This is a genomic window from Streptomyces luteogriseus, from assembly GCF_014205055.1.
GTDB classification, from domain to species: Bacteria; Actinomycetota; Actinomycetes; order Streptomycetales; family Streptomycetaceae; genus Streptomyces; species Streptomyces luteogriseus.
Genome location: NZ_JACHMS010000001.1, coordinates 3,114,889 through 3,141,558, shown reverse-complemented (window position 1 = coordinate 3,141,558; position 26,670 = coordinate 3,114,889). Strand labels below are relative to the sequence as shown.

Genomic DNA, 26,670 nt, shown 5'->3' with positions numbered 1-26,670 from the left:
CAGCAGCGATCATGGTGCGGACGCCGGGCGTCCGTGCACGGGGGACGGGGGCAGTCGGATGCGCGGCACGGTGGGACGGGTCTGCGGGGCCGGACTGGTCGTCGGGGTGCTGGTGACGGGGCTGGGGGCGTGTACGGGGGGCGCGGGCGAGGACAAGGCCGACCAGGGCCGCAAGACCGACAAGCCCGTGGCGACGGCCTGCGCGAACGGCACCTTCACCTGGTCCCACCTCACCGAGCGGGACCGGCTGACCGGTGTCTCCGACCCCGAGCGGCTCGGCAAGGGCGGCGGCGCCCTGCGGAACCCGATGCGGCGCGTGTACACCCCGAGCCCCTCGGTGCGGGGCGACGGACCGGCCCCGTCGTCCGCGGAGATCCTCTTCTCGCTCGGCAAGAAGACCGGCGAGATCGACTCCGAGGCGCGCACCCTGGCGGAGGCGGACGAGACCTGGTCGTTCACCGACGTCCGGCAACCAGCCCCGGAACTCGACAACGACCGCGTCACGCCTCGCGCGGCGGGTGAGTTCGTCCAGTACGCCGGAGTGAGGGAGGTGTCGGCGGACTTCCGCTACACCTGCCCGGACGGCAGGGCGGTCTCCGGCCACGCCCGGAACTGGACGGTCGACATCGCGGGCCTGACCGACTGCGACGAGCGCCCGGACTCGGCCCTGGCCAGGGCGGTCGCCCGGCACGCTTGCGAACAGGCCGGGACTGACAGTCCCAGCCCGTCCGGCGCTTGAGGACGAGGCCGTCCAGGCCGAAGCGGGGGGCTGGGGGCGGCAGCCCCCAGTAGGCCCGGGCGCCGACTCCGAGGATCTCGAGAACAGGCCTGACCTGCACCGAAGTAGCCCAGCTAACCCCCGCGGCCGCAGCCCCGTACCATGGGGTGAGGCCGTGGCACGTTCAGCCCGGCAGGGCCCGCGCACCGCAGACGTCCGCGCAGGGCATTCCTCATACTCCGGGAGTACGCCGCAATATGGCCACGCGCCACGACATCCGCAACGTCGCTATCGTCGCCCACGTCGACCACGGCAAGACCACCATCGTCGACGGCATGCTGAAGCAGGCCGGCGCCTTCGCCGCCCATCAGCTCGAAGGCGTCGACGACCGCATGATGGACTCGAACGACCTGGAGCGTGAGAAGGGCATCACGATCCTGGCCAAGAACACGGCGGTGAAGTACCACCCGAAGGACGGGGGGGACGTCATCACCATCAACATCATCGACACCCCCGGTCACGCCGACTTCGGCGGCGAGGTCGAGCGCGGTCTGTCGATGGTCGACGGTGTCGTCCTGCTCGTGGACGCCTCCGAGGGCCCGCTCCCGCAGACCCGCTTCGTGCTGCGCAAGGCGCTCCAGCAGCGGTTGCCCGTCATCCTCTGCATCAACAAGACGGACCGCCCGGACTCCCGGATCGACGAGGTCGTCAACGAGACGTACGACCTGTTCCTCGACCTGGACGCCGACGAGGAGCAGATCGAGTTCCCGATCGTCTACGCCTGCGGCCGCGACGGCATCGCCTCGCTGACCAAGCCGGACGACGGCACGGTCCCCGCCGACTCCACCAGCCTGGAGCCGTTCTTCTCCACGATCCTGGAGCACATCCCGGCCCCGACCTACGACGAGACCGCCCCGCTCCAGGCCCACGTCACCAACCTGGACGCCGACAACTTCCTCGGCCGTATCGCGCTGCTCCGCGTCGAGCAGGGCGAACTGCGCAAGGGCCAGACGGTCGCGTGGATGAAGCGCGACGGGTCCGTCAGCAACGTCCGCATCTCCGAGCTGATGATGACCGAGGCGCTCACCCGCAAGCCGGCGGAGATGGCCGGCCCCGGTGACATCTGCGCGGTCGCCGGTATCCCGGACATCATGATCGGCGAGACCCTGGCCGACCCGGAGAACCCGGTCGCGCTGCCGCTGATCACGGTCGACGAGCCCGCGATCTCCATGGTCATCGGCACCAACACCTCCCCGCTGGTCGGCCGTGGCGCCACCGGCAAGGGCGCCGACAACAAGGCGGCCGTCAAGGACCGCAAGGTCACCGCCCGCCAGGTCAAGGACCGCCTCGACCGCGAGCTGATCGGTAACGTCAGCCTCCGGGTGCTGGACACCGAGCGTCCCGACGCCTGGGAGGTGCAGGGCCGCGGTGAGCTGGCGCTGGCCATCCTGGTCGAGCAGATGCGCCGCGAGGGCTTCGAGCTGACCATCGGCAAGCCGCAGGTCGTCACCAAGGAGGTCGACGGCAAGACGTACGAGCCGGTCGAGCGCATGACGATCGACGTCCCCGAGGAGCACATGGGCGCGGTCACGCAGCTCATGGGCGTCCGCAAGGGCCGCATGGACAACATGTCGAACCACGGCTCCGGCTGGGTCCGCATGGAGTTCGTGGTGCCGTCCCGCGGTCTCATCGGGTTCCGGACCGAGTTCCTGACCCAGACCCGCGGCACCGGCATCGGCCACTCCATCCACGAGGGCTTCGAGCCCTGGTTCGGCACCCTGCAGACCCGTAACAACGGCTCGCTGGTCGCCGACCGCTCCGGTGCCGTCACCGCCTTCGCGATGACGAACCTCCAGGAGCGCGGCGTGCTCTTCGTGGACCCCGGCACCGAGGTGTACGAGGGCATGATCGTCGGTGAGAACTCGCGCTCCGACGACATGGACGTGAACATCACCAAGGAGAAGAAGCTCACGAACATGCGGTCCTCCTCGGCCGACTCGTTCGAGGCGATCGTCCCGCCGCGCAAGCTGTCGCTGGAGCAGTCCCTGGAGTTCTGCCGGGACGACGAGTGCGTCGAGGTCACCCCGGAGGCCGTGCGCATCCGCAAGGTGAACCTGGACGCCCGCGAGCGCGCCCGCGCCGCGAGCCGCGCCAAGCACGGCTGACGCCCTTCACCACGGCACCGGGCACCCCGCATGGGCGGGGTGCCCGGTGCCGTTGCGTGAAGGAGGGGGAACGCGAAGGGAAGGGTTAGGGAAAACCCTCGATTTGCCGGTGACGGCCGTCAGGGACGGTTTTCTCCCACTACCCTGCTCCGGAAGCGCCACGCCTCCCCGGTACCGGGGAACGCGCAACGGCCTTGCCGCACAAGCTTCTTGAGCGCGCGACAGACTCCGGTGGCACCCTGCACGGGACCCACGGTACGTCGCAAGCGGTTTATCTCACTCTCGCGTCCGGAATGCGGACAGCCGACACCGATAGATGTGTAACAAGTCCGTTTCGCAGGGATCTTTCACCAAACCCTTTGTCCGGATTTTGGAAGATGTAGGCGAGAGCTGTGATCGAACCGAGACCTCGAGAGTGTGGTTCGGTCCAGGCGTTTGGCAGATAGTTAGGCGCGTAGAGCTCGGATGTACGGGTCAGTAGCCGGCAGCGGCGCGACTCACGAGCGCGGGGGCACTCGACGAATTCCGGCACCGGCGACGGGCGGGGGCCGTGATGTGTCGTGTGCTCCCTTCGCGGTGAACCAATGACTTCATAGGAGGAACCCATGCGCGGTGCCAAGAGCGCCAAGTGGGTCGCGGGGGCGATAGTCGTCGCCCTGGCCGCCACCGCCTGCGGCGGCAACGGTGATGACGAGGGTAAGAGCAAGGGTTCCGGGCCCGCCGGCTACGTCTCGATCGACGTCGGCGAGCCGCAGAAGCCGCTGATCCCGGCTGACACCAACGAGTCCAACGGCTCGTACGTCATCCAGTCCATCTTCACCCAGCTGCTGGACTTCGACTCCAAGGGTGACATCGTCTACACGAACGCGGAGTCGGTCACCACCGACGACTCCAAGACGTGGACGGTCAAGCTCAAGAAGGGCTGGAAGTTCCACAACGGCGAAGAAGTCACCTCCAAGTCGTACATCGACGCTTGGAACTGGTACGCCAACATCAAGAACAACCAGCAGAACTCCTTCTGGTTCCAGGACATCAAGGGCTACGACGATGTCCACCCGGAGAAGGGTGACCCGAAGGCCGACACCATGTCCGGCCTGAAGGCGGTGGACGACCACACCTTCACCATCGAGCTGAAGTACACGATGCCGTACTTCAACTACAAGCTCGGCTACACCACCTGGGCCCCGCTGCCCAAGGTCTTCTACGACGACCCGAAGGCCTTCGGCCAGAAGCCGGTCGGCAACGGTCCCTACAAGTTCGAGAAGTGGGACCACAAGAAGCTCATCCAGGTCAAGGCCTGGGACGGGTACCAGGGCCCGAACAAGGCCAAGAACAAGGGCGTCCAGTTCAAGGCGTACACGACCCTCGAGGCCGCGTACAAGGACGTCGTCTCCGGCAACCTGGACATGATCCGCCAGGTCGGCCCGACGGACCTGCCGAAGTACAAGCAGGACCTGGGCGACGGCGCCATCGAGCAGCCGTACGCGGCCATCCAGACGCTGACCCCGGCGTTCTACTCCAAGACCTTCAAGGACATCGACCCGAAGGTCCTGCAGGGTCTGTCGATGGCGATCGACCGCGACACGATCACCAAGACGGTTCTGAACAACACCCGCACGCCGGCCAAGGGCTTCACCCCGCCCGGCGTCAAGGGCTACCAGAACCTGGACACGGACGTGTTCACGTACAACCCGGCGAAGGCCAAGCAGCTCATCAAGGAGGGCGGTGGCGTTCCGGGCAACAAGTTCACCGTCCAGTACAACACCGACGGTGGGCACAAGGAGTGGGTGACCGCGGTCTGCGAGTCCATCCGCAAGGCCACCGGTGTCGACTGCACCGGTGACCCGAAGCCGGACTTCGCCACGGACCTCGAGGCCCGTGACAACGACCAGGTGAAGGGCATGTACCGCGGTGGCTGGGTCGCCGACTACCCGGTCAACGCCAACTTCATGAAGGAGCTGTACCACACCACCGCCGAGGCCAACAACGGCAAGTTCTCCAACAAGGAGATCGACGGGCTGATGAACAAGGCGGACAACGCCAAGTCCCTCGACGAGTCGGTGAAGGCCTTCCAGGAGGTCGAGAAGAAGCTCGTCGAGCACATGCCGGCCATCCCGCTCTGGTACTACCGCATCAACGGCGGCCACGGTAAGAACGTCGACAACGTCAACGTCGACTTCCACGGTGACCTCGAAGTGTGGGCCGTCACCACGAAGTAAGAGGAACCCTTAGGGCTCTTCCCCCTTGGCCGTAAGCCCGCCGCCGCCCTAGGCGGCGGTGGGAGGTGCGTGGGGCCGTCTCGTCACCAGGAGACGGCCCCCGCGCCTGCGTTAACCCCTCACGGAGGCACCTATGGGGCGCTATGTCGCACGACGACTGCTCCAGATGATCCCGGTGTTCATCGGGTCAACCCTGCTCATCTTCTGCATGATGTACGCCCTGCCCGGCGACCCCGTCCGGGCCATGATGGGAGACCAGGCGTACGACCCGACGGTGGTCGCGAGCATCAAGAAGGAACTCGGCCTCGATCAGCCGCTCCTTCAGCAGTACGTGAACTACATGACCGGCCTGCTCCAGGGCGACTTCGGTACGCAGATCGCCAGTCAGCGGCCCATCGCCGACGTCATCGCCGACGCGTTCCCGGTGACGATCAGACTCACGATCTTCGCGTTCACCTTCGTCACGCTCGTGGGCATCGGCCTCGGTGTCGTCGCCGGCCTGCGCCCCGACACGCTGCGCGACCGCGGTCTGCTGACGCTGACGCTGGTCCTCGTGTCGATGCCGTCCTTCGTGCTGGGCTTCCTGCTGCAGTACCTGCTCGCGTTCAAGTGGGCGGTCACCACGCCCACCGTGACCGACTCGACGGACTTCGCTCAGCTCGCGCTGCCCGCCACCGTGCTGGCGTCCCTGTCGCTCGCCTACGTCGCCCGGTTGACCCGCACGTCGATCGCGGAGAACCTGCGTTCCGACTACATGCGCACCGCCGTGGCGAAGGGCCTGCCGCGCCGCCGCGTCATCGGCGTCCACCTGATGCGCAACTCGCTGATCCCCGTGGTCACCTTCCTCGGTATCGAGGTCGGCAACCTGATGACCGGCGCCATCGTGACCGAGGGCATCTTCAACGTGCGGGGTATCGGCGTCGAGATCTACGAGGCGCTCAGCCGGCGTGAGGGCGCCACGGTCGTGGGCATCGCCTCGCTCATGGTGGTCATCTACCTCGTTGCCAGTTTGATCGTCGACCTGCTTTACGCGGTCCTGGACCCGAGGATCCGGTATGCCTGACAAGACCGTCGAAAAGAAGGTCGAAGCCCTTCCCGGTGACACCGTGAGCACCGCGGGTGTCGTGGTCGCCGAGGCCGGCCCGGCTCCGGGCAAGCCCCGCAGCCTGTGGTCCGACGCCTGGCACGACCTGCGGCGCAACCCGCTGTTCCTGGTCTCGACCGTGCTGATCCTGTTCCTGCTGGTGATGTCGATCTGGCCGGGACTGTTCACCGGTGCCTCGCCACGCGACGCCGATCTGGCCAAGCACTACCTGGGGAAGCCGAACTGGGGCCACTTCTTCGCTCCGGACTGGCTCGGCTACGACGTCCAGGGCCGTTCGATCTACGCGCGTGTCGTCTACGGTGCCCGCGCCTCGATCACCGTCGGTGTCGGTGTGACCGTCGCCGTCACCATCCTCGGCACGGTCATCGGCATGATCGCCGGCTACTTCGGAGGCTGGACCGACACCCTGCTCTCGCGGGTGACCGACATCTTCCTCGGCATCCCGTTCCTGCTCGGCGCCCTGGTGGTGCTCAACTCCTTCGACGAGCGCACCGTCTGGGTCGTCATCATGGCCCTGGCCTTCCTCGGCTGGACCCAGATCGCCCGAGTCGCCCGCGGTGCCGTGATCACCATCAAGCAGGCGGACTACGTCGTGGCCGCCAAGGCGCTCGGCGCCTCGACGTCCCGCATCCTGTTCCGGCACATCCTGCCCAACGCGCTCGCACCCATCATCGTCGTGGCGACCATCGCACTCGGTGGCTACATCGCGGCCGAAGCCACCCTGTCCTTCCTGGGCGTGGGTCTCGGAGACACGGCGGTATCCTGGGGCGGCGACGTGGCGCGAGGACGTGAGCAACTCCGTATCGCCCCGCACACCCTGATCATCCCGTCGGTGATGGTGTCGATCACGGTGCTGTCGTTCCTGATGTTCGGCGATGCGGTACGCAACGCCCTCGATCCCAAGCTGCGCTGAGGGAGGCGTACGTGACCATCATCGATGAAGTGGCCGAGAGTCCCGCACCGGACGGCTCGGAGGGCACGGGCCGCCCGCTGCTCGAAGTACGCGACCTGCACGTGGAGTTCCACACCCGTGACGGCATCGCCAAGGCCGTCAACGGCGTCAACTACTCCGTGTCCGCGGGCGAGACGCTCGCCGTGCTCGGCGAGTCCGGCTCCGGCAAGTCCGTCACCGCCCAGGCCATCATGGGCATCCTCGACATGCCGCCCGGCCGCATACCCAGCGGCGAGATCCTCTTCCGCGGCCAGGACATGCTGAAGATGTCCGCCGAGGAGCGCCGCAAGATCCGCGGTCAGCGCATCGCGATGATCTTCCAGGACGCGCTGTCCTCGCTGAACCCGGTGCTGAGCGTCGGCTATCAGCTCGCGGAGATGTTCCGCGTCCACCAGGGCATGTCCAAGAAGGACGCCAAGGCCAAGGCCATCGAGCTGATGGACCGGGTGAAGATCCCCGCCTCCGCGGCCCGGGTGAACGACTACCCGCACCAGTTCTCGGGCGGTATGCGCCAGCGCATCATGATCGCGATGGCGCTCGCCCTGGAGCCGGACCTGATCATCGCCGACGAGCCCACCACGGCCCTCGACGTGACGGTCCAGGCCCAGGTCATGGACCTGCTCGCGGAGCTCCAGCGCGAGTACAACATGGGCCTGATCCTGATCACCCACGACCTCGGCGTGGTCGCCGACGTCGCGGACAAGATCGCGGTGATGTACGCGGGCCGGATCGTGGAGACCGCGCCCGTGCACGAGCTGTACAAGCGACCCGCGCACCCCTACACCAAGGGTCTGCTCGAGTCGATCCCGCGCCTGGACCAGAAGGGCCAGGACCTCTACGCGATCAAGGGCCTGCCGCCCAACCTGACGCGTATTCCGTCCGGTTGCGCCTTCAACCCGCGCTGCCCCATGGCGCAGGACATCTGCCGTACGGACGTCCCGCTGCTGCACCCGGTCACCGAGCGGGACGGCGGCGAGCTTCCCGGCCGCGGCAGCGCGTGCCACTTCTGGAAGGAGACGATCCATGGCTGAGCTCGGCAAGACCGAAAAGCCCCTGGACGCCATGCCGAACGTCTCCGAGGTCGAGGTCGTCGACGCCTCCTCCGAGACGGAGGCGGTCGCCGCGATCGAGGCGCCGGTGGAGCGCGGCGAGCCGATCCTGCAAGTGCGCAACCTGGTGAAGCACTTCCCGCTCACCCAGGGCATTCTGCTCAAGAAGCAGATCGGGGCGGTCAAGGCGGTCGACGGCATCTCCTTCGACCTCTACCAGGGCGAGACCCTCGGCATCGTGGGCGAGTCCGGCTGTGGCAAGTCCACGGTCGCCAAGCTGCTGATGATGCTGGAGAAGGCGACCGCGGGCGAGATCTTCTACAAGGGCCAGGACATCACCAAGCTGTCCGGGCGTGCGCTGAAGGCGGTCCGCCGGAACATCCAGATGGTGTTCCAGGACCCGTACACCTCGCTCAACCCCCGTATGACGGTGGGCGACATCATCGGGGAGACCTTCGAGATCCACCCCGAGGTGGCGCCGAAGGGCGACCGCCGCCGCAGGGTCCAGGAGCTCCTGGACGTCGTCGGCCTCAACCCCGAGTACATCAACCGCTACCCGCACCAGTTCTCGGGCGGTCAGCGCCAGCGCATCGGCATCGCCCGCGGTCTGGCCCTCAACCCCGAGATCATCATCTGCGACGAGCCGGTCTCCGCGCTGGACGTGTCCGTCCAGGCACAGGTCATCAACCTGATGGAGAAGCTGCAGAACGAGTTCAACCTCTCGTATCTCTTCATCGCGCACGACCTGTCGATCGTCCGGCACATCTCGGACCGCGTGGGTGTGATGTACCTCGGCAAGATGGCCGAGATCGGCACGGACGAGCAGATCTACGAGCACCCGACGCATCCGTACACCCAGGCGCTGCTCTCCGCGGTCCCGGTGCCGGATCCGGAGGCCCGTGAAGGCCGCGAGCGGATCATCCTGACCGGCGACGTCCCGTCCCCGGCCAACCCGCCCTCCGGCTGCCGCTTCCGCACCCGCTGCTGGAAAGCTCAGGACAAGTGCGCCGAGGAGGTGCCCCTGCTGGCGGTACCTGTGCGTTTCGAGGGCGTGGACACGCCGGCGGCGCACGAGTCGGCATGCCACTTCGCCGAGGAGAAGAACGTCGTCCACGCGGTGTGAGCCGTCGTAGGACCCGGCCGCTGATTCCCGGCACCGACTGCGGTGCCGGGAATCAGCGTTGCCCGCCCCGAACGCAGGAGCCGCCCGAGACGCCACGGGCCGCGGAAAGTCGCGGAGACGTGGCGGCCGGGCGGCGTAGCACGCTGAGGGTGCTACTGCTTCGCTGAGGGTGCTACTTCTGCTTCAAGTAGAAGTAGATGTAGGCCGACTGGCCGCAGAAGAGAGCGTCTTCGTTCTTGCGGGACGAAATGGTCGTCTTCATGACCAAGTACGCCTTGTGCTTCTTGACCTGTAGCGTCTTGTTGATGGTGTACTTGCGGTGGTGGGCCCCCTTGCCCACGTCGCCCGGCGCCACCTTGTTCCAGACACGCTTGTTGTCGTCGACGAGGGCGTAGTTGCCCACGTAGATCTTGCGCCCGTTGGAGTGCCGGATGTCGATGCTGTTGACGCGGATGCTGCTCTTCGTCACCTTGCCCAGCTTCCAGGTGACGATCGCGTTGTAGGTGTTGTCGCTGAAGCAGCCCTTGTCTTCCGAACGGTCGACACCGGCAACGCCCGAGGTTATGGACTGAGCCTTTGTGCTGACCTTGACGTAGGTGTCTGTGCCGGGCTTCATCGAACTCGCCTGTGCGGGGGCGGTGCCGAGAGTGGCGGCCACGCCTGCAGCGGTGGCGATGGTGGCGAGCGTGAGCCCTCGCCCGGTCTTGAACGACATGCAGAACTCCTGGGTCCCTGGTCATGAGGACAGCGTCACGAATGTGACGTGATCAATATGGTTGAGTGCGCTCAACTGCGCACTTGATTTGAGGGAGTTCTGAGCTTGAGGTGCAGTTGCAAAGAAGGTGTCAAGCTGCCCCGGCCGGAGTCACGGTGTGGGTCGAAGCGAGGAGAGGCGTAGGTCGACCCAGGGGATGGTGTCGCCCGGCAGGAGGTAGCGTTCGATCTCGACGAAACCCTGCTTCTCGGCGAACCGCAGTCCGTCCTCGTTGCTGGAAAGCACGACGGTCTCGATCGTCTGCGCGCCGAGCTGCAGCGCCCGGTCGACCCCTCGCCTGTAGAGCTCGGTGCCGAACCCCTGGCCGCGGTGAGCGGGGAGCGTCCGGGCGATCACGGTCGCTGTGAGCGAGTCGCCGGCAGGCGGGCGCACCGTGCTGCAACCGACGAGCGTGTCGCCGAGATAGGCGACTTCGAGGTGGTTGCGCTGGGCGCGCTCCCGGACCTCGGCCAGAGAAAGAGTGTGGGCTGGGATGATCACGTTGTGGACGTGCTGCCAGTCCCTGAGGCCGGCGTCCTCGCTCGGCTGCTCTATACGAAGGTCGGACATCGGCACAGGAAACCGGACTGCGGTTCGAACAGCAACTCCGTTTGCCGGTGGGCCGGGCCCGAGTCTGCTTCCGCGGAGGCCCACATCCTCGCAAATCCCCGCCAACTGCGTTAACACGCAGGCAACTTCGCCGACCCGGTTCCGATATACGGACACGTCAGGCTGATCGGCGTACGGCCGTGCGGGTGCCGTAGACGGGCCGGGACGCTGTGAGGCGTCCCGGCCCGTCGTCGTGGTCAGGCGGTCGTGAGGCCCAGGGAGCGCTTCAGGAAGTCGACCTGGAGCAGGAGCAGGTTCTCGGCGACCTGTTCCTGCGGGGTGATGTGGGTGACGCCGGACAGCGGCAGCACCTCGTGCGGGCGGCCGGCGGCCAGCAGGGCCGAGGACAGGCGCAGGGCGTGGGCGACCACGACGTTGTCGTCGGCGAGGCCGTGCACGATCATCAGCGGGCGGTGCGGCCCGGCGGGGGAGGACAGCCCCTCGGCGGTGACCAGGGAGCTCTTCGCGTACGACTCCGGGTGCTCCGCCGGCGTGCCCAGGTAGCGCTCCGTGTAGTGGGTGTCGTACAGGCTCCAGTCGGTCACCGGCGCGCCCGCGATGCCCGCGTGGAAGACGTCAGGGCGGCGCAGCACCGCGAGTCCCGCCAGCCAGCCGCCGAAGGACCAGCCGCGGATCGCCACCCGGGACAGGTCCAGGGGGTGGCGCTTCGCGAGGTCCTCCAGCGCGTCCACCTGGTCGTCCAGCGACAGCGTGAAGTCGTGGTGGATCGCCTTCTCCCAGGCGGGGGAGCGGCCCGGGGTGCCACGGCCGTCCGCCACGACGACCGCGAAACCCTGGTCCGCGAACCACTGCGACGTGAGGTGGGCGTTGTGCGCGGCGACCACCCGCTGACCGTGGGGACCGCCGTAGGGGTCCATGAGCACCGGCAGCGGGGTGTCACCGTCGTAGTCCCGAGGCATAAGCACGGCGCACGGGACGCGGCGTGCGCCCCCCTCGGTGAGCGTCACGCGGGGGGACATACCGGGATCTTCGGCGTGCGAGGGGATAGTCCTGGTCGGTTTTCCGTCGCGCAGGACCTGCACCCGTGAACCTGGCCGGTTCAGTGTCGCCGAGACCAGGACCGTCACGTCGCCGGCCCGCACCGCCCCGTGCACGCCCGGCTCCTGGGACACCCGCTCCACGCCCAGTTCGTTCACCCGGTACACATGCACCTGGCCCGTCTCCGCGTCCCCGGCGGCCTCCGCACCCGCCGACGCCGAGACCAGCACGTCGTGCGCGGAGACGTCCAGCACGGCCCGGACGTGCAACTGCGCTCCCGTGAGCAGCCGTTCCCCGACCGCCAGCACCCGCGCACCCCCCTCGTCCGCGATCCGCACCAGCTGGCCCGACGGGCTCCAGCACGGCACCCCGGGGAAAAGATCAAGCCATGTTCGATCTTCGTCGGCGTGCACCATCCGGGTCGCGCCGGTGTCCGGATCCACGGCCAGGATCAGCTGACTGCGCTGGTCGCGCGCCTGGACGAGCAGCAGCGGTGCCCCCGCCGCTGACCAGTGGACATGCGCCAGATACGGGTAGCGCGCCCGGTCCCAGGCGACCTCCGTGCGCGGCCCGTCCAGCCGGATCACGAACAGCCGCACCTCCGCGTTGCCCGTGCCCGCCGCCGGGTACGGCACCCGCTGCGGCTCCCGTTCGGGATGCGCGGGGTCGGCGATCCACCACCGCCGCACCGGCGTGTCGTCCACCCGCGCCATGAGCAGCCGGTCCGACTCCGGGGCCCACCAGAAGCCCCGGGACCGCCCCATCTCCTCGGCCGCGATGAACTCGGCCAGTCCGTATGAGACATTCTCCGACTCCGGCTCGGCGAGCGCCCGGTCGTCCTCCCCCTCGGCGCCCACCACCCGCAGAGCCCCCTGTGCGACATACGCGACGTGCCGCCCGTCGGGCGACGGACGCGGGTCGATCACCGGCCCCGGCGCGGGCAGTTCACGCGCCGTCCCGGCCCTCAGCTCGGCCGTGAAAAGCCGTCCCGACAAGGCGAAAGAGGCCAGCTCGACGGCTGTGTCCGTGGCGTACCCGACGATGCCGGCCCCGCCCTCCCGACTGCGCTCGCGCCGGGCCCGCTCCTCGGGCGAGAGGTCCTCCGAGGCACCGCCCAGCAGGGCGCGCGGGTCGGCGGCCACGCGCTCCGCGCCCGCCTCCGTGTCGAGGACCCAGAGCGAATTCGCCCGGTCCGTACCGGAACCGGAGCGAAGGAACACGACACGCGAACCGTCGGGCGCCACGGTGAACGAACGCGGCGCGCCGAGCGTGAAGCGCTGGGTACGGGCGTGCCGTCGGGGGAAGGAGTGAGGCTCGGTCGTCATGCCCTGACCATATTGGCCATGCGCCCCCTTGTGCGGCCGTGCGCCGATCGATGCGCGCGGAGGGATAGTTATGATCAATGTCGCATAGTGGGTATGAACCTGCTGGCCGCTGTACGGATTTGATGCCCCCATAGTCCGACCCCCCGCGCCCTCGTGGATCTTTGGAGGTGAACCGCCGTGGCACTCTCGATTTCGGCGGTGGTGCTGCTGGCGATCATCGTCTTCCTGCTGATCAAGAAGTCGGGGCTGAAGGCGGGGCATGCGATCGTCTGCATGCTGCTCGGCTTCTACCTCGCCTCCTCGACCGTCGCTCCCACGATCAACGAGCTGACGACGAACATCGCGGGCATGATCGGCAGCATCAAGTTCTGACCGGCATGGGACCTCGTAGGCTGGTCCCATGACGGAACTGCCCTCCCCCAGGCTCTCCGAGCAGGGGGGACCCCCACCTCGCTCCGCGAGGCGTCTGCTGCTGGTGCACGCGCACCCGGACGACGAGTCGATCAACAACGGCGCCACCATGGCCAGGTACGCGGCCGAGGGTGCCCACGTCACCCTGGTCACCTGCACCCTCGGGGAGCGCGGCGAGGTCATCCCGCCCGAGCTCGCGCACCTGACGGGCGCCGCGCTGGGCCAGCACCGCCGTCGTGAGCTCACCGCCGCCATGGCCGAGCTCGGGGTCCGGGACTTCCGCCTGCTCGGCGGCGCCGGCCGCTACAGCGACTCCGGGATGATGGGTCTGCCCGACAACGACGACCCCGGCTGCTTCTGGCAGGCCGACGTCGACGAGGCCGCCGCGCACCTCGTCCAGGTGATCCGCGAGGTCCGCCCCCAGGCCCTCGTCACCTACGACGACCACGGCGGCTACGGCCACCCCGACCACATCCAGGCCCACCGGGTCGCCATGCGCGCCGTGGAACTGTCGGCCGACGCCGGTGTGCCGATCCCCAAGGTCTACTGGAACCGGGTCCCCCGGCCCGTTGTGGAGGAGTCCTTCGCGCGGCTCCGGGAGGACCTGCCCGGCACGCCCTTCGCCAAGGCGGCCGATGTCGACGACGTCCCCGGTGTCGTGCCCGAGGACCGGATCACCACCGTGATCGACGGCACCGCCCACGCCGCCGCCAAGGCCGCCGCGATGCGCGCCCACGCCACCCAGATCACCGTCGCCGAACCGTACTTCGTGCTGTCCAACGAACTCGCCCAGCCGATCCTCACCACCGAGTACTACGAGCTGGTGCGGGGCGAGCGGGCCCCCGGAGAACCGGAGACGGACCTCTTCGCCGGTGTCGGGGAGGCCTCATGAGCGACCGCACGTCGATGCTCGCCCAGCCGATGCGCCCGCCCGGCGCCGGACGCGTCGGCGCCTGCCTCGGGTTCTTCGCGCTCGGTGCCCTGGTCGGCGTGGCCGGGGCCCTGGTGCAGCCCGGCTGGTTCCCGGGCGGGCTGCTGCTCGCCCTGGCCGGTGAGGCCGGAGCCGTCCTGGGCGCCACCCGCGTCCTGCGCGGCCGGGCCGGGGGCGTCGCGGTCGCCGTCGGCTGGATGCTCGCCGTCGTCCTGCTCACCGCCAGCCGGCCCGAGGGCGACTTCCTCTTCGCCGCGGGGAGCGGCTCCTATCTCTTCCTGCTCGGGGGCATCGCCGTGGCTGTGATCTGCGCCACCCTCGCCCCGGGGCGGCAACCGGACGGCGGCCCCGTCCGACTTGCCAAGTGACGTACCACTTCGCCAGGACGTGGCCGTGGGGGTCCGGTGTGGGTTTCCATGGCGGTCACGGGATACGGGCGAGAAGTGGCCAGTATGGTGGTGCGCGCCGCCGAGCTGCCCGCGTGAGGTTGTGTCGGGCGGCGGAGCCAACCGGGAGAACCTGCCTTGAGTCGTGAAACTGACACTCCGTCCTCCGGGCCCAACGGGCGCGGTGGAGCCGCCTACCCGTCGGGTACGCCGCCGTACGGGACCCCGACGGTCTCCGACGCGGGTACGGACGCGGGCCGTTCCGCCACGCGGCCGGAGGAACGCAAGACCGAGACCACGCTGACGACCCGGATCCGGATCAACATCCCCGGGTCGCGGCCCATTCCGCCCGTGGTGGTGCGCAAGCCCGTCACGGAGGCGGAGGGGCCCGCCGACACCGACACGCACGGTGAGGCGTCGTCGGCGCCGGGCACCGCCCCGTCCGCGGGCCCGGGCGCGGCCGAGTCTCCCGGCGAGCCCGCACAGCAGGGCGACGACAAGCCGGCCAGCGACTGGTTCGCGCCCCGCAAGTCAGGCGGGGGCAAGGGCGGTCCGGGCAGCGGCTCCACCAACGGGGCCGGGCTGCCGGGCGGTTCGCGTCCGGCGCCGGGCGGCTCCGGCGCGAGCGGTCCCGGTGCCGGTGCGTCCGGCGGGGCGCGGCCGGGTGCCGGGCGTCCCGGAGGCGTGGTCGGTTCCATGGGCGCGCCGGGCGGCTCCCGGTCCGGCGGTACGAACGGCGCCGGGCTCCCGGGCGGCGCGACCGGCGGTCCTGTCGCCCCCGGGCACGGCGGCGGCACCGGCTCCTTCGACGTCACCGAGGCACTGGCGGCGGGCCCGCTGGGCAGCGGCTCGCGTCCCGCCCCGGGCGGCGGCGAACCGCGCCGCGACGACCTGCCGTACTTCTCGGAGAACGGCCGCGACGGGCAGAACGGTCAGAACGGACAGGCCGGTTACGGCGGTCAGCCCGGTGGCCCGAGCGCCGCGGACGGCTTCGGCACGCCCGGCGGCCCCGGCTCCCGGGGCCCGGCCGGCCCGACCGGCGGACCGGTCACCGGCGACGGCCCGATGGTGCCGCCGGGCGGAGCGGGCTTCGACGAGCAGGGTGGTCCCGGGGGGCCTGGCGGCTTCACCGCGCCCGGAGGCCCGGGCGCACCCGGTGCCTTCGACGCGCCCGGTGGCCCCGGCGGCTTCGGCAACGAGCCAGGTGGCCCGGTCGGCCCCGGTGCCTTCAACACCCCCGGTGGCCCCGCCGGCCGCGGCCCTGACGGCTTCGGCGACCCGGCCGGGCCCGGCGCCCCCGAGGCCTTCAACGACCCCGGCGGCCCCGGAGCCCCCGGCGCCTTCAACGCCCCCGGCAGGCCGGGAGGCCCCGGAGCCATAGGCGGCGGCCCCGGTGGCCCGGGCGCCCCCGGCGGCCCCGCCGGTACGGGCGTACCCGGCGCTGCCGGCGGCCCCCCGGGCCCGGGCGCCCGGGGCGGCACCCCCGCTCCCGGCCCCGGCGGCGGCATGAGCGACGACACCGCCATCCTGACCCCGCAGAAGCCGGCCCCCGAACCGCCGGACGGCCAGGGCTACGGCCCCCGGCACGACAACGTCTCCGGACACACGGTCACCAGCGGCATCCCCGTCGTACCGCCGGGCGCGGCCTCGCCGTTCGGCCCGGGCGCGCCCGGGGACGGCCCGGTGCCCCACACGGCGCCGAAGCTGCCCGAGCCGGTGTCGCCGCCCCCGGCGAGTTCCTCCAAGGCGCCGAAGAAGAAGGGCCGCAACAAGCTCGTGCTGCTGGCCGTCGGCGTGGTCGTCCTCGCCGGTGGCGTCTACGGCGCCGGGCTGCTGATGAACCGCACCGACGTGCCCAAGGGCACCACCGTGCTCGGCGTCGACATCGGCGGCACCACTCGCGACGGCGCGGTCCGGAAGCTCGACGAGGCCTTCGACAAGAACGCCGGCAAGGAGCTGAAGCTGTCGTTGGGCGGCAAGACCGTCTCCCTCGACCCGGACAACGCGGGCCTGCAGTTCGACATGGACGCCACGGCCGACGCGGCGGCAAAGAGCGACTACAACCCGGTCTCCGTGATCGCCTCGCTCTTCGGCAACCATCGCGCCGTCACGCCGGTCATGCCCGTCGACGAGGAGAAGCTGCACGCCTCCCTGGAGGCCGCCGCGGGCGGCTCCGGCGCGACGACCGACGGCACGATCGAGTTCAAGAACGGCAAGGCCGTCCCGGTGTACGGCAAGACCGGCAAGGGCGTCGACCTCGCCAAGTCGACGACGGCGGTGGAGGAGGCCTACCGCACCCAGGTGGAGACCGGCACGGCCGGCACGGTGAACCTCCCGACCACCACCCGCCAACCCACGGTCTCGAACGCCGAGGTCGACCGGGTCCTGAAGGACTTCGCACAGCCCGCGATGTCGGCCAAGGCCATCGTGCAGACCGACGCGGCGCACAGCATTCCGTTCGGCGCGCTGTCCCTGCCGAAGATCCTCAGCTTCAAGGCCGTCGACGGCAAACTCGTGGACACCTACAACCTGAAGGCGCTCCAGGAGGCGTACGGCACGACCTTCGAGGGCGTGCAGATCGAGGGCGCCAGCGGCAAGCGGGACGTCCTCCCGCAGGATGTCGTCGCGGCGCTGCGCAAGGCCCTGCGCGGCAAGACGCCCGCGGAGCGCATCGGAGTCATCGACACCAAGCCGAACTGACCTCCGGCCACCCGCCGCACGAGAGCCTCCGCCCGACGAGGGCGGGGGCTCTCGCCGTCACACCACACACATGACAACCGTCATGCGGCACTCCGGACGCCCGACACTGCCTCCGCCGGTGGCCCCGAAGCCACGATGTCCGTATGACAACGACAGCCTCGGTGGTCGCGTTCGACCAGGTGAGCAAGGCGTACGACGCCGTCCGGGCGGTGGACGGACTGACCCTCGACCTCAGGCCGGGGGAGACCGTGGCCCTGCTCGGGCCCAACGGCGCCGGCAAGTCCACCACCCTCGACCTGCTGCTCGGCCTCAAGAAGCCCGACAGCGGCACGGTCCGGCTCTTCGGCACCAGCCCCCGGGACGCCATCGTCGCCGGGCGCGTGGGCGCCATGCTGCAGAGCGGCGGCCTCATGGACGAGGTCACGGTCGCCGAACTCGTGCGGCTCGCCTGCGACCTGCACCCGAAGCCGTACCGGCCCTCCGAGGTGCTGTCCCGGGCGGGCATCGCGCAGATCGCCGACCGCAAGGTCGACAAGCTCTCCGGCGGCCAGGCCCAGCGCGTCCGCTTCGCCCTCGCCACGGCCGGCGACAGCGACCTCATCGTCCTGGACGAGCCCACCACCGGCATGGACGTCACCACCCGCCAGGCCTTCTGGGCCACCATGCGCGAGCAGGCCGACCAGGGCCGGACCGTGCTCTTCGCCACCCACTACCTCGAAGAGGCCGACGCCGTCGCCGACCGGGTCCTCGTGCTGCACCGCGGCCGGCTCCTCGCCGACGGCACGGCCGCCGAGATCAAGGCCAGGGCGGGCGCCCGCCGGGTCTCCTTCGACCTGGAGGGCGCCATCGACGAGCCCTCCCTGCGCGCCCTGCCGTTCCTGACCCGGATCGAGATCTCCGGACGGACCGTGCGCATCCAGTCCGCCGACGCCGATGCCACCGTCCACGCTCTGTACGGCCTCGGCGTCCGACCCCGCAACCTCGAGGTCGCCGGGCTCGGCCTGGAACAGGCCTTCGTCGCCATCACCACCGCCGAGGAGGCGAAGTCGAAGTGAACAGCCTGATCAGACTGGAACTCGCCCGCGCCCTGCGCAACCGCAAGTTCCTGTTCTTCTCCGTGATCTACCCGTCGGTGCTGTTCCTGATCATCGCGGGCAACGCCGACAGCACCACGAAGGTCCCGGGCAGCGGCCTGACCCTCCCGACCTACATGATGGTCTCCATGGCGTCCTTCGGCGCCCTCACGGCCGTCCTCATGGGCAACAGCGAGCGCATCGCCAAGGAGCGCGAGGGCGGCTGGGTGCGGCAACTGCGCCTGACCACACTGCCGGGCCGCGGCTACGTCCTCGCCAAGACCGCGAGCGCCGCCGTGGTCAGCCTGCCGTCCATCGTCATCGTCTTCGCCGTCGCGGCGGCCGTGAAGGACGTGACCCTGGACGCCTGGCAGTGGCTCGCCCTCACCGGCGCCATCTGGGCCGGCAGCCTCGTCTTCGCGGCGCTCGGCGTCGCCCTCGGCTACCTGGCCACCGGTGACACGGTCCGCCCGATCACGATGATCACCTACTTCGGCCTGTCCATGCTCGGCGGTCTGTGGATGCCCACGACGACCTTCCCGGACTGGCTCCAGGAGATCGCGAAGTGGCTGCCCACGCACGCGTACGCTGCCCTGGGACAGGCCATCGAGCAGAGCCGGGCCCCGCACGTCCAGGACCTCGCCGTCCTCGTGGTGTCGTTCGTCCTGTTCGCGGGGGGCGCCGCCTGGCTGTACCGGAAGGACACCCTGAAGGCGTGAGCGGCGTCGGGTTCGGCATGGGGCAGCGTCCGGTGAACCGCAAGCAGCGGGCGGTGAAGTCGCTGTGGACCGGCATCTGGCTGGTCTACCTCGGCGCACCCGTCTCCGACCTGCTGCACGGCGGCCACAGCACGGGCGCGCGGATCCTCGGCCGGCTGGGCCTGGCCGCGTTCGTGGCCTGGTACATGGTGCTGGTCTTCCGCACCGGCCGCGGTGAGCGCAACAACCTGGTGCTCGGCTCGCTCGGGGTGCTCGCGGCCCAGTCCACGCTCCTGGCCCTCACCCTGGGCCGCGAGTGGCTGGTGCTGTTCGTGTACGTCTCGATCGCGTCCGGCGCGGCCCTGCCGCTGCGCCTGGCCCGCTGGACGATCCCGGGTGCGTGCGCGCTGCTGACCGCCGTGGCGTTCGCCGTGCCGGACGGGCACTCCTACCTGGCCGGACTGCTCATCCCGGCCCTGCTCGGCGGCTTCGCGATGACGGGCGTACGCGAACTCGTCCGGACGACCATCGCCCTGCGCGAGGCCCGCGCCACCGTCGCCCAGCTGGCCGCCAACGAGGAGCGCCTGCGCCTGGCCAGGGACCTGCACGACCTGCTCGGCCACTCGCTCTCGCTGATCACCCTCAAGAGCGAGCTGGCCGGGCGGATGCTGCCCGGCCGGCCCGACGAGGCGGCCCGGCAGGTCGCCGACATCGAGCAGGTCAGCCGCCAGGCCCTCGTCGACGTACGCGAGGCCGTCACCGGCTACCGCCGCCCCCGCCTGAGCGCCGAACTCGCCGGTGCCCGGGTCGCCCTGGCCGCGGCCGGCGTGACCGCCGCACTCCCGGGCGAACCCGACCTCGACGGCGTGCCCGAGGAGAGCGAATCGGCCCTCGCCTGGGCGCTGCGCGAGGCCGTGACCAACGTCGTACGGCACAGCGGAGCCCACCGCTGCACGGTCGAGCTGCTGCGCCGCCAGACCCTGGACGGCCCGGTGCTGGAACTCACCGTCGAGGACAACGGCTCGGGCGGGGCGGGCACCGGCCACGGCAACGGTCTCGCGGGCCTCACCGAACGGCTCACCAAGGCCGGCGGCACCCTGGAGGCGGGCCCGCTCACGTCCGGCTTCCGCCTGGTCGCCCGGGTGCCGACGGCCGGACCGGCGGACGTAGGATCCCCGGCATGAGCCGCACGATCAAGGTCCTGCTCGCCGAGGACCAGTCGATGGTCCGCGAGGCCCTGGCCGCCCTGCTCGGCCTGGAGGAGGACATCGAGGTCGTCGCCCAGGTGGCCCGCGGCGACGAGGTCCTGGAAGCGGCCCGCGCACACGCCGTGGACGTGGCGCTCCTGGACATCGAGATGCCCGGCGCGACGGGCATAGAGGCCGCGGCCCGTCTGCACGCGGAGCTCCCGGCCGTGAAGCTGGTCGTCCTCACCACCTTCGGCCGCCCCGGCTACCTGCGCAGCGCCATGGAGTCCGGCGCCGACGCCTTCCTGGTCAAGGACGCCCCCGCCGCCCAGCTCGCCGAGGCGATCCGCAAGGTCCTCACCGGCGAACGTGTCATCGACCCGACCCTGGCGGCAGCGGCCCTGGCGGACGGCGCCAACCCGCTGACGGACCGGGAACGCGAGGTACTCCGGGCGGCCGCCGACGGCTCCACCAACGCCGAACTGGCCACGTCCCTGCACCTCTCCCAGGGCACCGTCCGCAACTACCTCAGCACAGCCATCCAGAAGCTGGCGGTGAGAAACCGAGCAGAGGCGGTCCGAGTGGCACGGGAAAAGGGCTGGTTGTAAAGCTTTTAGGGGCGCGGGGCTGTGTCGATGTGCGGCTCCGCCGCGTGAGCGCGATCAACCACGACGAGCCCACACCCTCACCCCACGCGAAGTCACACGGCGAGAAGGCGTCAGTTGAGCATCGCCCTGGCCGCGAAAGCCTCCCCCCGCACCCGCTCGGCCGCGGCCTCATCCACGGCCTCCACCACCTCCGCGTAGGCCTCCAGCTCCGAGGCCCCGCCCAGGAACTCCCCCCGCTGCACCAGCAACTGCGCCCGCTCGTACCGCAACCGAGCCGGATGCGAGGGCAACAGCAGCGACAACTCGACCGCCCACAACGCCACGTCCGACCGCTCCGGACGGGCCGCCGCCCACGCCCGCACGTTGTTCAGGATCCGCAGCACCACATCCAGCGGATCGGCCGGGCGCAGCATCGACGGATCGATACCCGTCCCCGTCGCCCCGGCCACCAGCAACTCGGCGTCCGCCCCGGTCAGCACCCGCCCGCCGTCGAACGGATCCGCGAGCACCTGTCCCTCGTCGGGCCCGAACCCGACCACGAAGTGCCCCGGCAGGGCCACCCCGTACACCGGTGCTCCCGCCCGCCGGGCCACCTCCAGCCACACCACCGACAGCAGGATCGGCAGCCCCCTGCGCCGGACCAGCACCTCGTGCAGCAGCGAGGACTCCAGCCGCTGGTAGTCCGCGGGGGCGCCGTGGAACCCCATCCGCTCACCGAGCAGTTCCCGCAGGGCGACCGCCCAGGCGTGAGGCCCGCCGGGCCGGTACGGCAGCAACCCGGCCAGCCGGTCCAGCTCGACCTGCGCGGCGTCCAGACCGGCCTCGTCCAGCTTCCCGTCCGCCTCCGCACCCACCAGCAGGCACAACGTCGACAGATCGGGCCGCTCGGACCGGGCCTCTTCGGCGAACCGCCGCCGCAGCTCGGCGGAGCGCTCGGGGGGCGGGGGAAACGGGGGACGCATGACTGGCTCGTGCCCTCTCACGACGATCGGATACCGGCCGCTGCGGCGCCGTCCGGCGCCCGGTAGTGGTGGTAGGCGTGGTGCGCCGCGAAGCCCATCCCGGCGTACAGCGCCCGCGCTGCCGCGTTGTCGGACTCCACCTGGAGCCACGCGGCCGACGCGCCCTCGTCGAGCGCCTGACGGGCCAGCGCGGCCATCACGGCCGTGGCAAGACCGCGCCGCCGCAGCGCCGGGTCGACCTCGACGGCGGCGAACCCGGCCCACCGGCCGTCGACGACACAGCGCCCGATGGCGGCGGGAGGCGCGTCCGCGCTCTCCCCGGGCACGGTCGCGAACCACACGGAGGGCCCGCTCTCCAGAACACGCAGCGCCACCTCGCTCACGCCCTTGCGCTGGTACCGGGCCAGCCATCCTTCACCGGCCTGCCGGGACAGCACGACCCCCGCCGGATCACCTCGGTCGGCGATCGGCGCCAGCGGCCCGACCCACAGCCCGGCGGTCACCTCCCGCACCCAGCCCCGCCGCTCCAGCTCGGCGCAGAGCAGCTCCTGCGTGCCCTCGGCGCCGGTCGCGGTCTGGACGTAGGCAGGCAGCCCGCGGGCGCCGTACCAGCGCCGTACGGCGTCGAGCGCCTCGTCCAGGGGCACGCCCGGCGCGCCCAGCGGCAGCACCGAGTTGGCCCGCCGGGTGAACCCGGACGCGGCCCGCAGCTCCCAGTCCCCGAGCCGCTCGCTCTCCACGGGCCGCCAGGCCCGCGCGGCGACCCGGGCCAGCTCCTCGTAGGAGGCGGCCGGACCGCGGCGACGCGCCGGTGCGGCGGGCACGGTCTTGCCCGCGACCAGCGCCGATTCCGGGATTCGGACGCTCTCGCCGCTCTTGCGTGTGATCAGCAGCACACCGTTGTCCCATGATGTGAGAACACCGACCGTGTCGGTGAACTTCTCACCCGGAGCCCCATGTTCGATCAAGCTCCGCACGGAGACCCGTTTGCCCACGTCAGCAGCGGTGATACGGACCTCGAGTCGCCCGGCGGCAGAGATTTCCACAGGTCAGTTCACCCCTCCTGTTCGGATCATGCCCAAGAACGGAGATACTAGGGGCGGGCATCGACGACGCCGCGCTCCCGCGCGCCAGGCGGCGGAGCCTGAGGAGGCCCGCCAGCGCCCTATCGAGGAGGAACGACAGCGTGACCTACGTCATCGCGCAGCCTTGTGTCGACGTCAAGGACAAGGCGTGCATCGAGGAGTGCCCGGTCGACTGCATCTACGAGGGCCAGCGGTCCTTGTACATCCACCCGGACGAATGCGTCGACTGTGGTGCCTGTGAGCCGGTCTGCCCGGTCGAGGCGATCTTCTACGAGGACGACACTCCCGAGGAGTGGAAGGACTACTACAAGGCGAACGTCGAGTTCTTCGACGAGCTCGGTTCGCCCGGCGGAGCCAGCAAGCTGGGGCTGATCGAGCGCGACCACCCCTTCGTCGCCGCGCTGCCGCCGCAGAACCAGTAAGAGCGGCCCGCACTCCGTGCCGCCTCGGTCCCGTACGGCCTGATCAGCCCGCTGATCGCCGTACGGGGCCGAGGCGTTTGCCGTGACCGGCTCGTACGTGCCAGAAAGTGAGCCCGAACCCGTGTCCGCAGTCTCCGACCGCCTCCCCACGTTCCCCTGGGACAAGCTGACCCCGTACAAGGCCACGGCCGCCGCCCATCCGGACGGCATCGTCGACCTGTCCGTCGGCACCCCGGTCGACCCGGTACCCGAGCTGATCCAGAAAGCGCTGGTGGCCGCGGCCGACTCGCCGGGCTATCCGACCGTGTGGGGCACGCCCGAGCTGCGCGACGCGATCACCGGCTGGGTCGAGCGCCGCCTCGGCGCCCGGGAGATCACCCACCGCCACGTACTGCCCATCGTCGGCTCCAAGGAGCTCGTCGCCTGGCTCCCCACCCAGCTGGGCCTCGGTCCCGGCGACCGGGTGGCCTACCCGCGCCTGGCATACCCGACGTACGAGGTCGGCGCCCGGCTGGCCCGCGCCGACCACGAGGCCTACGACGATCCGACGGAGCTGGACCCCGAGGGCCTGAAGCTCCTCTGGCTGAACTCCCCGTCGAACCCCACGGGCAAGGTCCTCTCCAAGGAGGAGCTGACCCGAATCGTCGCCTGGGCCCGCTCGCACGGCATCCTGCTCTTCTCCGACGAGTGCTACCTGGAGCTGGGCTGGGAGGCCGACCCGGTCTCGGTGCTGCACCCGGACGTCAACGGCGGCTCGTACGACGGCATCGTCGCCGTCCACTCCCTCTCCAAGCGCTCGAACCTCGCCGGCTACCGCGCGGCCTTCCTGGCCGGTGACCCGGCGGTCCTCGGCCCGCTCCTGGAGATCCGCAAGCACGGCGGCATGATGACGTCGGCTCCGACGCAGGCGGCGGTGATCGCGGCCCTCGGCGACGACGACCACGTGCGCGTCCAGCGCGAGCGCTACGTCTCCCGCCGCGAGCTGCTGCGCGAGGCCCTGGTCACCCACGGCTTCCGCATCGAGCACAGCGAGGCCAGCCTCTACCTGTGGGCCACCCGGGGCGAGTCCTGCTGGGACACCGTCGATCACCTCGCCAAGCGCGGCATCCTCGTGGCCCCCGGCGACTTCTACGGCCCGGCGGGCGCGCAGTTCGTGCGCGTGGCCCTGACGGCCACGGACGAGAGGGTGGCGGCGGCCGTACAGCGGCTGTGACCGCGGTGCGGCGGCCGTACAGCGGGTGTGACCGCGGCCGAGCACACCGAAGGGGTCCGGGGAACTTCCCCGGACCCCTTCGACGTCACAGCGCCGCCGCGTCAGCCGACTGGCAGGCTCTTCACCGGCAGGGAGTCCGCGGACGGCACGCCGCCCTTGGTCAGGGAGTCCGTGGGCAGACCGCCCTTGGCCGAACCGGCCGTGTCGCCGACGAGCTGCCCGGCGGAGCCCGCCGCGTCACCGGCCGCCTTCTGCGCCACGGGCGTGGTCTTCTTGACCGCCTTGCCGCCGGTCTTGCCCGCGGCCGGCACCGCCTTCTCGACGGTCTTGCCGCCGGTGTCACCCGCGGACTTGGTGACCTTCTGCGCAGCGCCGTCGACGGTGTTGCCGACGTTGGCCCCGTCCAGGGCGGTGAGGCCACCGAGGTTCGGGGTGGCGGGCAGCTCGGGGGCCGCGCTGGCGGAGCCGGCCGCACCGACCCCGGCAGCCGCTCCCGCAGCGACGATCAGCGCGGCACGGGCGATACGGCGGGTCAGGGGGAGGGACATGGTGCTCCTTCGACGGGAGAGAACAGTGAGCTTCGTGAAGTGTCCGACCGGGTCCGGCAGTTGATCGACTGGCTGTGGATCATCCCGGCCCGGACGCAGTGACTACCGCTCGAGGCCCGCGAAGGTTGCGGCGCCGCAACGTAAAGAGTTGGCAATGCGTCGCATTATCGGCTGCGGATAAAAACGGTCAAAAAGGCCTCCGGGGGAAACCCTGCCGAATCCTTCCAGCCCTGTGTTCGCAAGGGATTTCCCGCTTTCCCGGGCGAGAGTGCGAAAACCTGCGCACACCGTCGCCGCGGGCCCGCGCGGCCAACCCTCACGGGTGAGCCCCCGTACCCGTGCGCGATCCGGCTCCCAGTGGCAGGCCCTAGCCCATCGTGACGACACGGACGGCGTCCGCGTCCCGTTCCGCGCCCGCGGTGCCCTTCGCCGTGGGTTCCCGCCACTGGCTGGCGGTGTTCCCGGCGACCCACTCCCGCCCCGCGTAGGTGACGCGCGCGATGTGCAGTTCGGAGGCGTTGGCCACGGCCCAGTGCGCCAGCTGCCAGCCGCGCTGGTCCGGGCTCCGCCCGGTCCCCGACGGGGTGTCCGCGGCGACGGGCAGGGTCACGGTCCGCCCGCCGGTCCCGTCCGCGCCGCTCGGGGACGGCGTGGGCGTCGCCGTCGACGCACCGCCGTTCACCTCGGCACCGGCCGGCTCCAGCACGTCCCGCCCGAAGTCCCGCACGAGCGCCGCCCGCACCCCGTCCGGACCCGAGGCCCGGGTCGCGGCCGGGCGGCCCTCGCAGGTCAGCGTGGCCGCCGACTGCCCGGTGAGGGCAGCGGCGAGCAGCGCGGCGTCCGGCTCGTGCTTGGCGTAGGCCTGCGGGAAACCGCTGCGCTGGACACGCTGCGCGGCGACGGTGAGGGGCAGCCGGGTGTAGCCGGGCACCTTGACCAGGTGGTCGTAGAACTCACCGGCCGAGTACGTCGGGTCCATGATCTCCTTCGGGGTTCCCCAGCCCTGCGAGGGCCGCTGCTGGAACAGGCCGAGGGAGTCCCGGTCGCCGTGCCTGATGTTGCGCAGGGCGGATTCCTGGAGTGCGGTCGCCAGCGCGATGGTCACGGCCCGCTCGGGCAGCCCGCGCGCGGTCCCCACGGCGGTGATCGTCGCCGCGTTCACCGCCTGCTCGGGCGTGAACTCGTACGACGCTCCGTCGCCCTTGCCGGAGACCACCTGGCAGCCCGGTCCACCCGAGCCCCCGGTGATGTACTGCACGACGAGGTAACCGGCGACCGCGAGCAGGGCCATGAAGGCGGCGCCGCATCGGAAGAGGCGGCCACGACGCTTGGGAGAGGACGGCTCTGGCACGCCGTACAAGGTACTGGAGAGTACGGAGTGGCATGAGCCGGGTGTGGACAGTGAGGCCCCGGCCTGGCGCGTTAGGG

At 70.5% G+C, this 26,670-nt stretch carries 23 protein-coding genes and 1 pseudogene; 17 read left to right on the top strand and 7 right to left on the bottom strand.

What is annotated here, in order from left to right:
- The first annotated feature begins 58 nt into the window (after positions 1-58).
- From BJ965_RS13400 to BJ965_RS13370, 7 genes are all read left to right on the top strand, one after another.
- Positions 59-739 carry a hypothetical protein gene (locus BJ965_RS13400; protein WP_184908848.1) on the top strand — a complete coding sequence of 227 codons (681 nt, stop codon included), beginning with the start codon at positions 59-61 and terminating at the stop codon, positions 737-739.
- 236 nt (positions 740-975) lie between these two features.
- Entirely contained in the window at positions 976-2,883 is a 1,908-nt protein-coding gene (typA, locus tag BJ965_RS13395; protein WP_184908847.1) for a translational GTPase TypA, read from the top strand.
- Positions 2,884-3,488: 605 nt separating this feature from the next.
- The gene (locus tag BJ965_RS13390; protein ID WP_184908846.1) at positions 3,489-5,102 is read left to right on the top strand and encodes a peptide ABC transporter substrate-binding protein; all 1,614 of its coding nucleotides are present in this window, start codon (positions 3,489-3,491) and stop codon (positions 5,100-5,102) included.
- Between the two features lie 133 nt (positions 5,103-5,235).
- Positions 5,236-6,165 (top strand): ABC transporter permease, encoded by a 930-nt coding sequence (locus BJ965_RS13385; RefSeq protein ID WP_184908845.1) that lies wholly within the window; start codon positions 5,236-5,238, stop codon positions 6,163-6,165.
- Entirely contained in the window at positions 6,158-7,120 is a 963-nt protein-coding gene (locus tag BJ965_RS13380) for an ABC transporter permease (RefSeq protein ID WP_184908844.1), read from the top strand. The genes BJ965_RS13385 and BJ965_RS13380 overlap by 8 nt, the downstream gene beginning before the upstream one ends.
- A gap of 11 nt (positions 7,121-7,131) precedes the next feature.
- Entirely contained in the window at positions 7,132-8,190 is a 1,059-nt protein-coding gene (locus BJ965_RS13375) for an ABC transporter ATP-binding protein (RefSeq protein WP_184908843.1), read from the top strand.
- Complete coding sequence (locus BJ965_RS13370) at positions 8,183-9,331, top strand: ABC transporter ATP-binding protein (protein ID WP_184908842.1); 1,149 nt, start codon at positions 8,183-8,185, stop codon at positions 9,329-9,331. Before BJ965_RS13375 ends, BJ965_RS13370 begins: the two co-directional genes overlap by 8 nt.
- A 172-nt stretch (positions 9,332-9,503) precedes the next feature.
- Here the strand turns inward: BJ965_RS13370 and BJ965_RS13365 are convergent, their stop codons facing one another.
- From BJ965_RS13365 to BJ965_RS13355, 3 genes are all read right to left on the bottom strand, one after another.
- Entirely contained in the window at positions 9,504-10,046 is a 543-nt protein-coding gene (locus BJ965_RS13365; RefSeq protein ID WP_184908841.1) for a hypothetical protein, read from the bottom strand.
- Between the two features lie 150 nt (positions 10,047-10,196).
- Positions 10,197-10,655, bottom strand: coding sequence for a GNAT family N-acetyltransferase (locus BJ965_RS13360; protein WP_184908840.1), 459 nt, complete (start codon positions 10,653-10,655; stop codon positions 10,197-10,199).
- A gap of 236 nt (positions 10,656-10,891) precedes the next feature.
- A complete protein-coding gene (locus BJ965_RS13355) occupies positions 10,892-13,018 on the bottom strand; it encodes a S9 family peptidase (protein WP_184908839.1) in 2,127 nt (708 codons plus the stop codon).
- Positions 13,019-13,195: 177 nt separating this feature from the next.
- On the opposite strand from BJ965_RS13355, the gene BJ965_RS13350 reads away from it, so the two are divergent.
- The 8 genes and pseudogenes from BJ965_RS13350 (at position 13,196) to BJ965_RS13315 (ending at position 21,012) form a co-directional block, all read left to right on the top strand.
- Complete coding sequence (locus tag BJ965_RS13350; RefSeq protein ID WP_030842840.1) at positions 13,196-13,390, top strand: hypothetical protein; 195 nt, start codon at positions 13,196-13,198, stop codon at positions 13,388-13,390.
- 28 nt (positions 13,391-13,418) lie between these two features.
- Positions 13,419-14,321, top strand: a complete 903-nt coding sequence (mshB, locus tag BJ965_RS13345) for an N-acetyl-1-D-myo-inositol-2-amino-2-deoxy-alpha-D-glucopyranoside deacetylase (protein WP_184908838.1) — start codon at positions 13,419-13,421, stop codon at positions 14,319-14,321.
- Positions 14,318-14,728, top strand: a complete 411-nt coding sequence (locus tag BJ965_RS13340) for a DUF6113 family protein (protein WP_184908837.1) — start codon at positions 14,318-14,320, stop codon at positions 14,726-14,728. Before mshB ends, BJ965_RS13340 begins: the two co-directional genes overlap by 4 nt.
- Positions 14,729-14,884: 156 nt before the next feature.
- Positions 14,885-17,446, top strand: a complete 2,562-nt coding sequence (locus tag BJ965_RS13335) for a hypothetical protein (RefSeq protein WP_184908836.1) — start codon at positions 14,885-14,887, stop codon at positions 17,444-17,446.
- Positions 17,447-17,652: 206 nt separating this feature from the next.
- Positions 17,653-18,501 (top strand): annotated as a pseudogene (locus BJ965_RS13330) (ABC transporter ATP-binding protein); the annotation flags it as partial.
- Complete coding sequence (locus BJ965_RS13325; RefSeq protein WP_184908834.1) at positions 18,498-19,238, top strand: ABC transporter permease; 741 nt, start codon at positions 18,498-18,500, stop codon at positions 19,236-19,238. The pseudogene BJ965_RS13330 and the gene BJ965_RS13325, both read left to right, overlap by 4 nt.
- A complete protein-coding gene (locus BJ965_RS13320; protein WP_184908833.1) occupies positions 19,235-20,401 on the top strand; it encodes a sensor histidine kinase in 1,167 nt (388 codons plus the stop codon). Before BJ965_RS13325 ends, BJ965_RS13320 begins: the two co-directional genes overlap by 4 nt.
- A complete protein-coding gene (locus tag BJ965_RS13315) occupies positions 20,398-21,012 on the top strand; it encodes a response regulator transcription factor (RefSeq protein ID WP_184908832.1) in 615 nt (204 codons plus the stop codon). The genes BJ965_RS13320 and BJ965_RS13315 overlap by 4 nt, the downstream gene beginning before the upstream one ends.
- 110 nt (positions 21,013-21,122) lie before the next feature.
- On the opposite strand, the gene BJ965_RS13310 is transcribed toward BJ965_RS13315, so the two are convergent.
- Both BJ965_RS13310 and BJ965_RS13305 read right to left on the bottom strand, forming a co-directional pair.
- Complete coding sequence (locus tag BJ965_RS13310; protein WP_184908831.1) at positions 21,123-21,974, bottom strand: transglutaminase family protein; 852 nt, start codon at positions 21,972-21,974, stop codon at positions 21,123-21,125.
- A gap of 17 nt (positions 21,975-21,991) precedes the next feature.
- Positions 21,992-23,020, bottom strand: coding sequence for a GNAT family N-acetyltransferase (locus BJ965_RS13305; protein ID WP_184908830.1), 1,029 nt, complete (start codon positions 23,018-23,020; stop codon positions 21,992-21,994).
- Between the two features lie 140 nt (positions 23,021-23,160).
- Between BJ965_RS13305 and fdxA the strand changes: the two genes are divergently transcribed.
- Together fdxA and BJ965_RS13295 are read left to right on the top strand one after the other, a co-directional pair.
- Positions 23,161-23,481: a ferredoxin gene (gene fdxA / locus BJ965_RS13300; protein WP_003973842.1), complete on the top strand. Its 321-nt coding sequence runs from the start codon at positions 23,161-23,163 to the stop codon at positions 23,479-23,481.
- A 121-nt stretch (positions 23,482-23,602) separates the two neighbouring features.
- Positions 23,603-24,694, top strand: a complete 1,092-nt coding sequence (locus tag BJ965_RS13295; RefSeq protein ID WP_184908829.1) for a bifunctional succinyldiaminopimelate transaminase/glutamate-prephenate aminotransferase — start codon at positions 23,603-23,605, stop codon at positions 24,692-24,694.
- A 101-nt stretch (positions 24,695-24,795) separates the two neighbouring features.
- On the opposite strand, the gene BJ965_RS13290 is transcribed toward BJ965_RS13295, so the two are convergent.
- Positions 24,796-25,242: an ATP-binding protein gene (locus tag BJ965_RS13290; RefSeq protein WP_184908828.1), complete on the bottom strand. Its 447-nt coding sequence runs from the start codon at positions 25,240-25,242 to the stop codon at positions 24,796-24,798.
- Positions 25,243-25,609: 367 nt separating this feature from the next.
- Positions 25,610-26,593, bottom strand: coding sequence for a heavy metal transporter (locus tag BJ965_RS13285; RefSeq protein WP_184908827.1), 984 nt, complete (start codon positions 26,591-26,593; stop codon positions 25,610-25,612).
- Between the last annotated feature and the right edge of the window lie 77 nt (positions 26,594-26,670).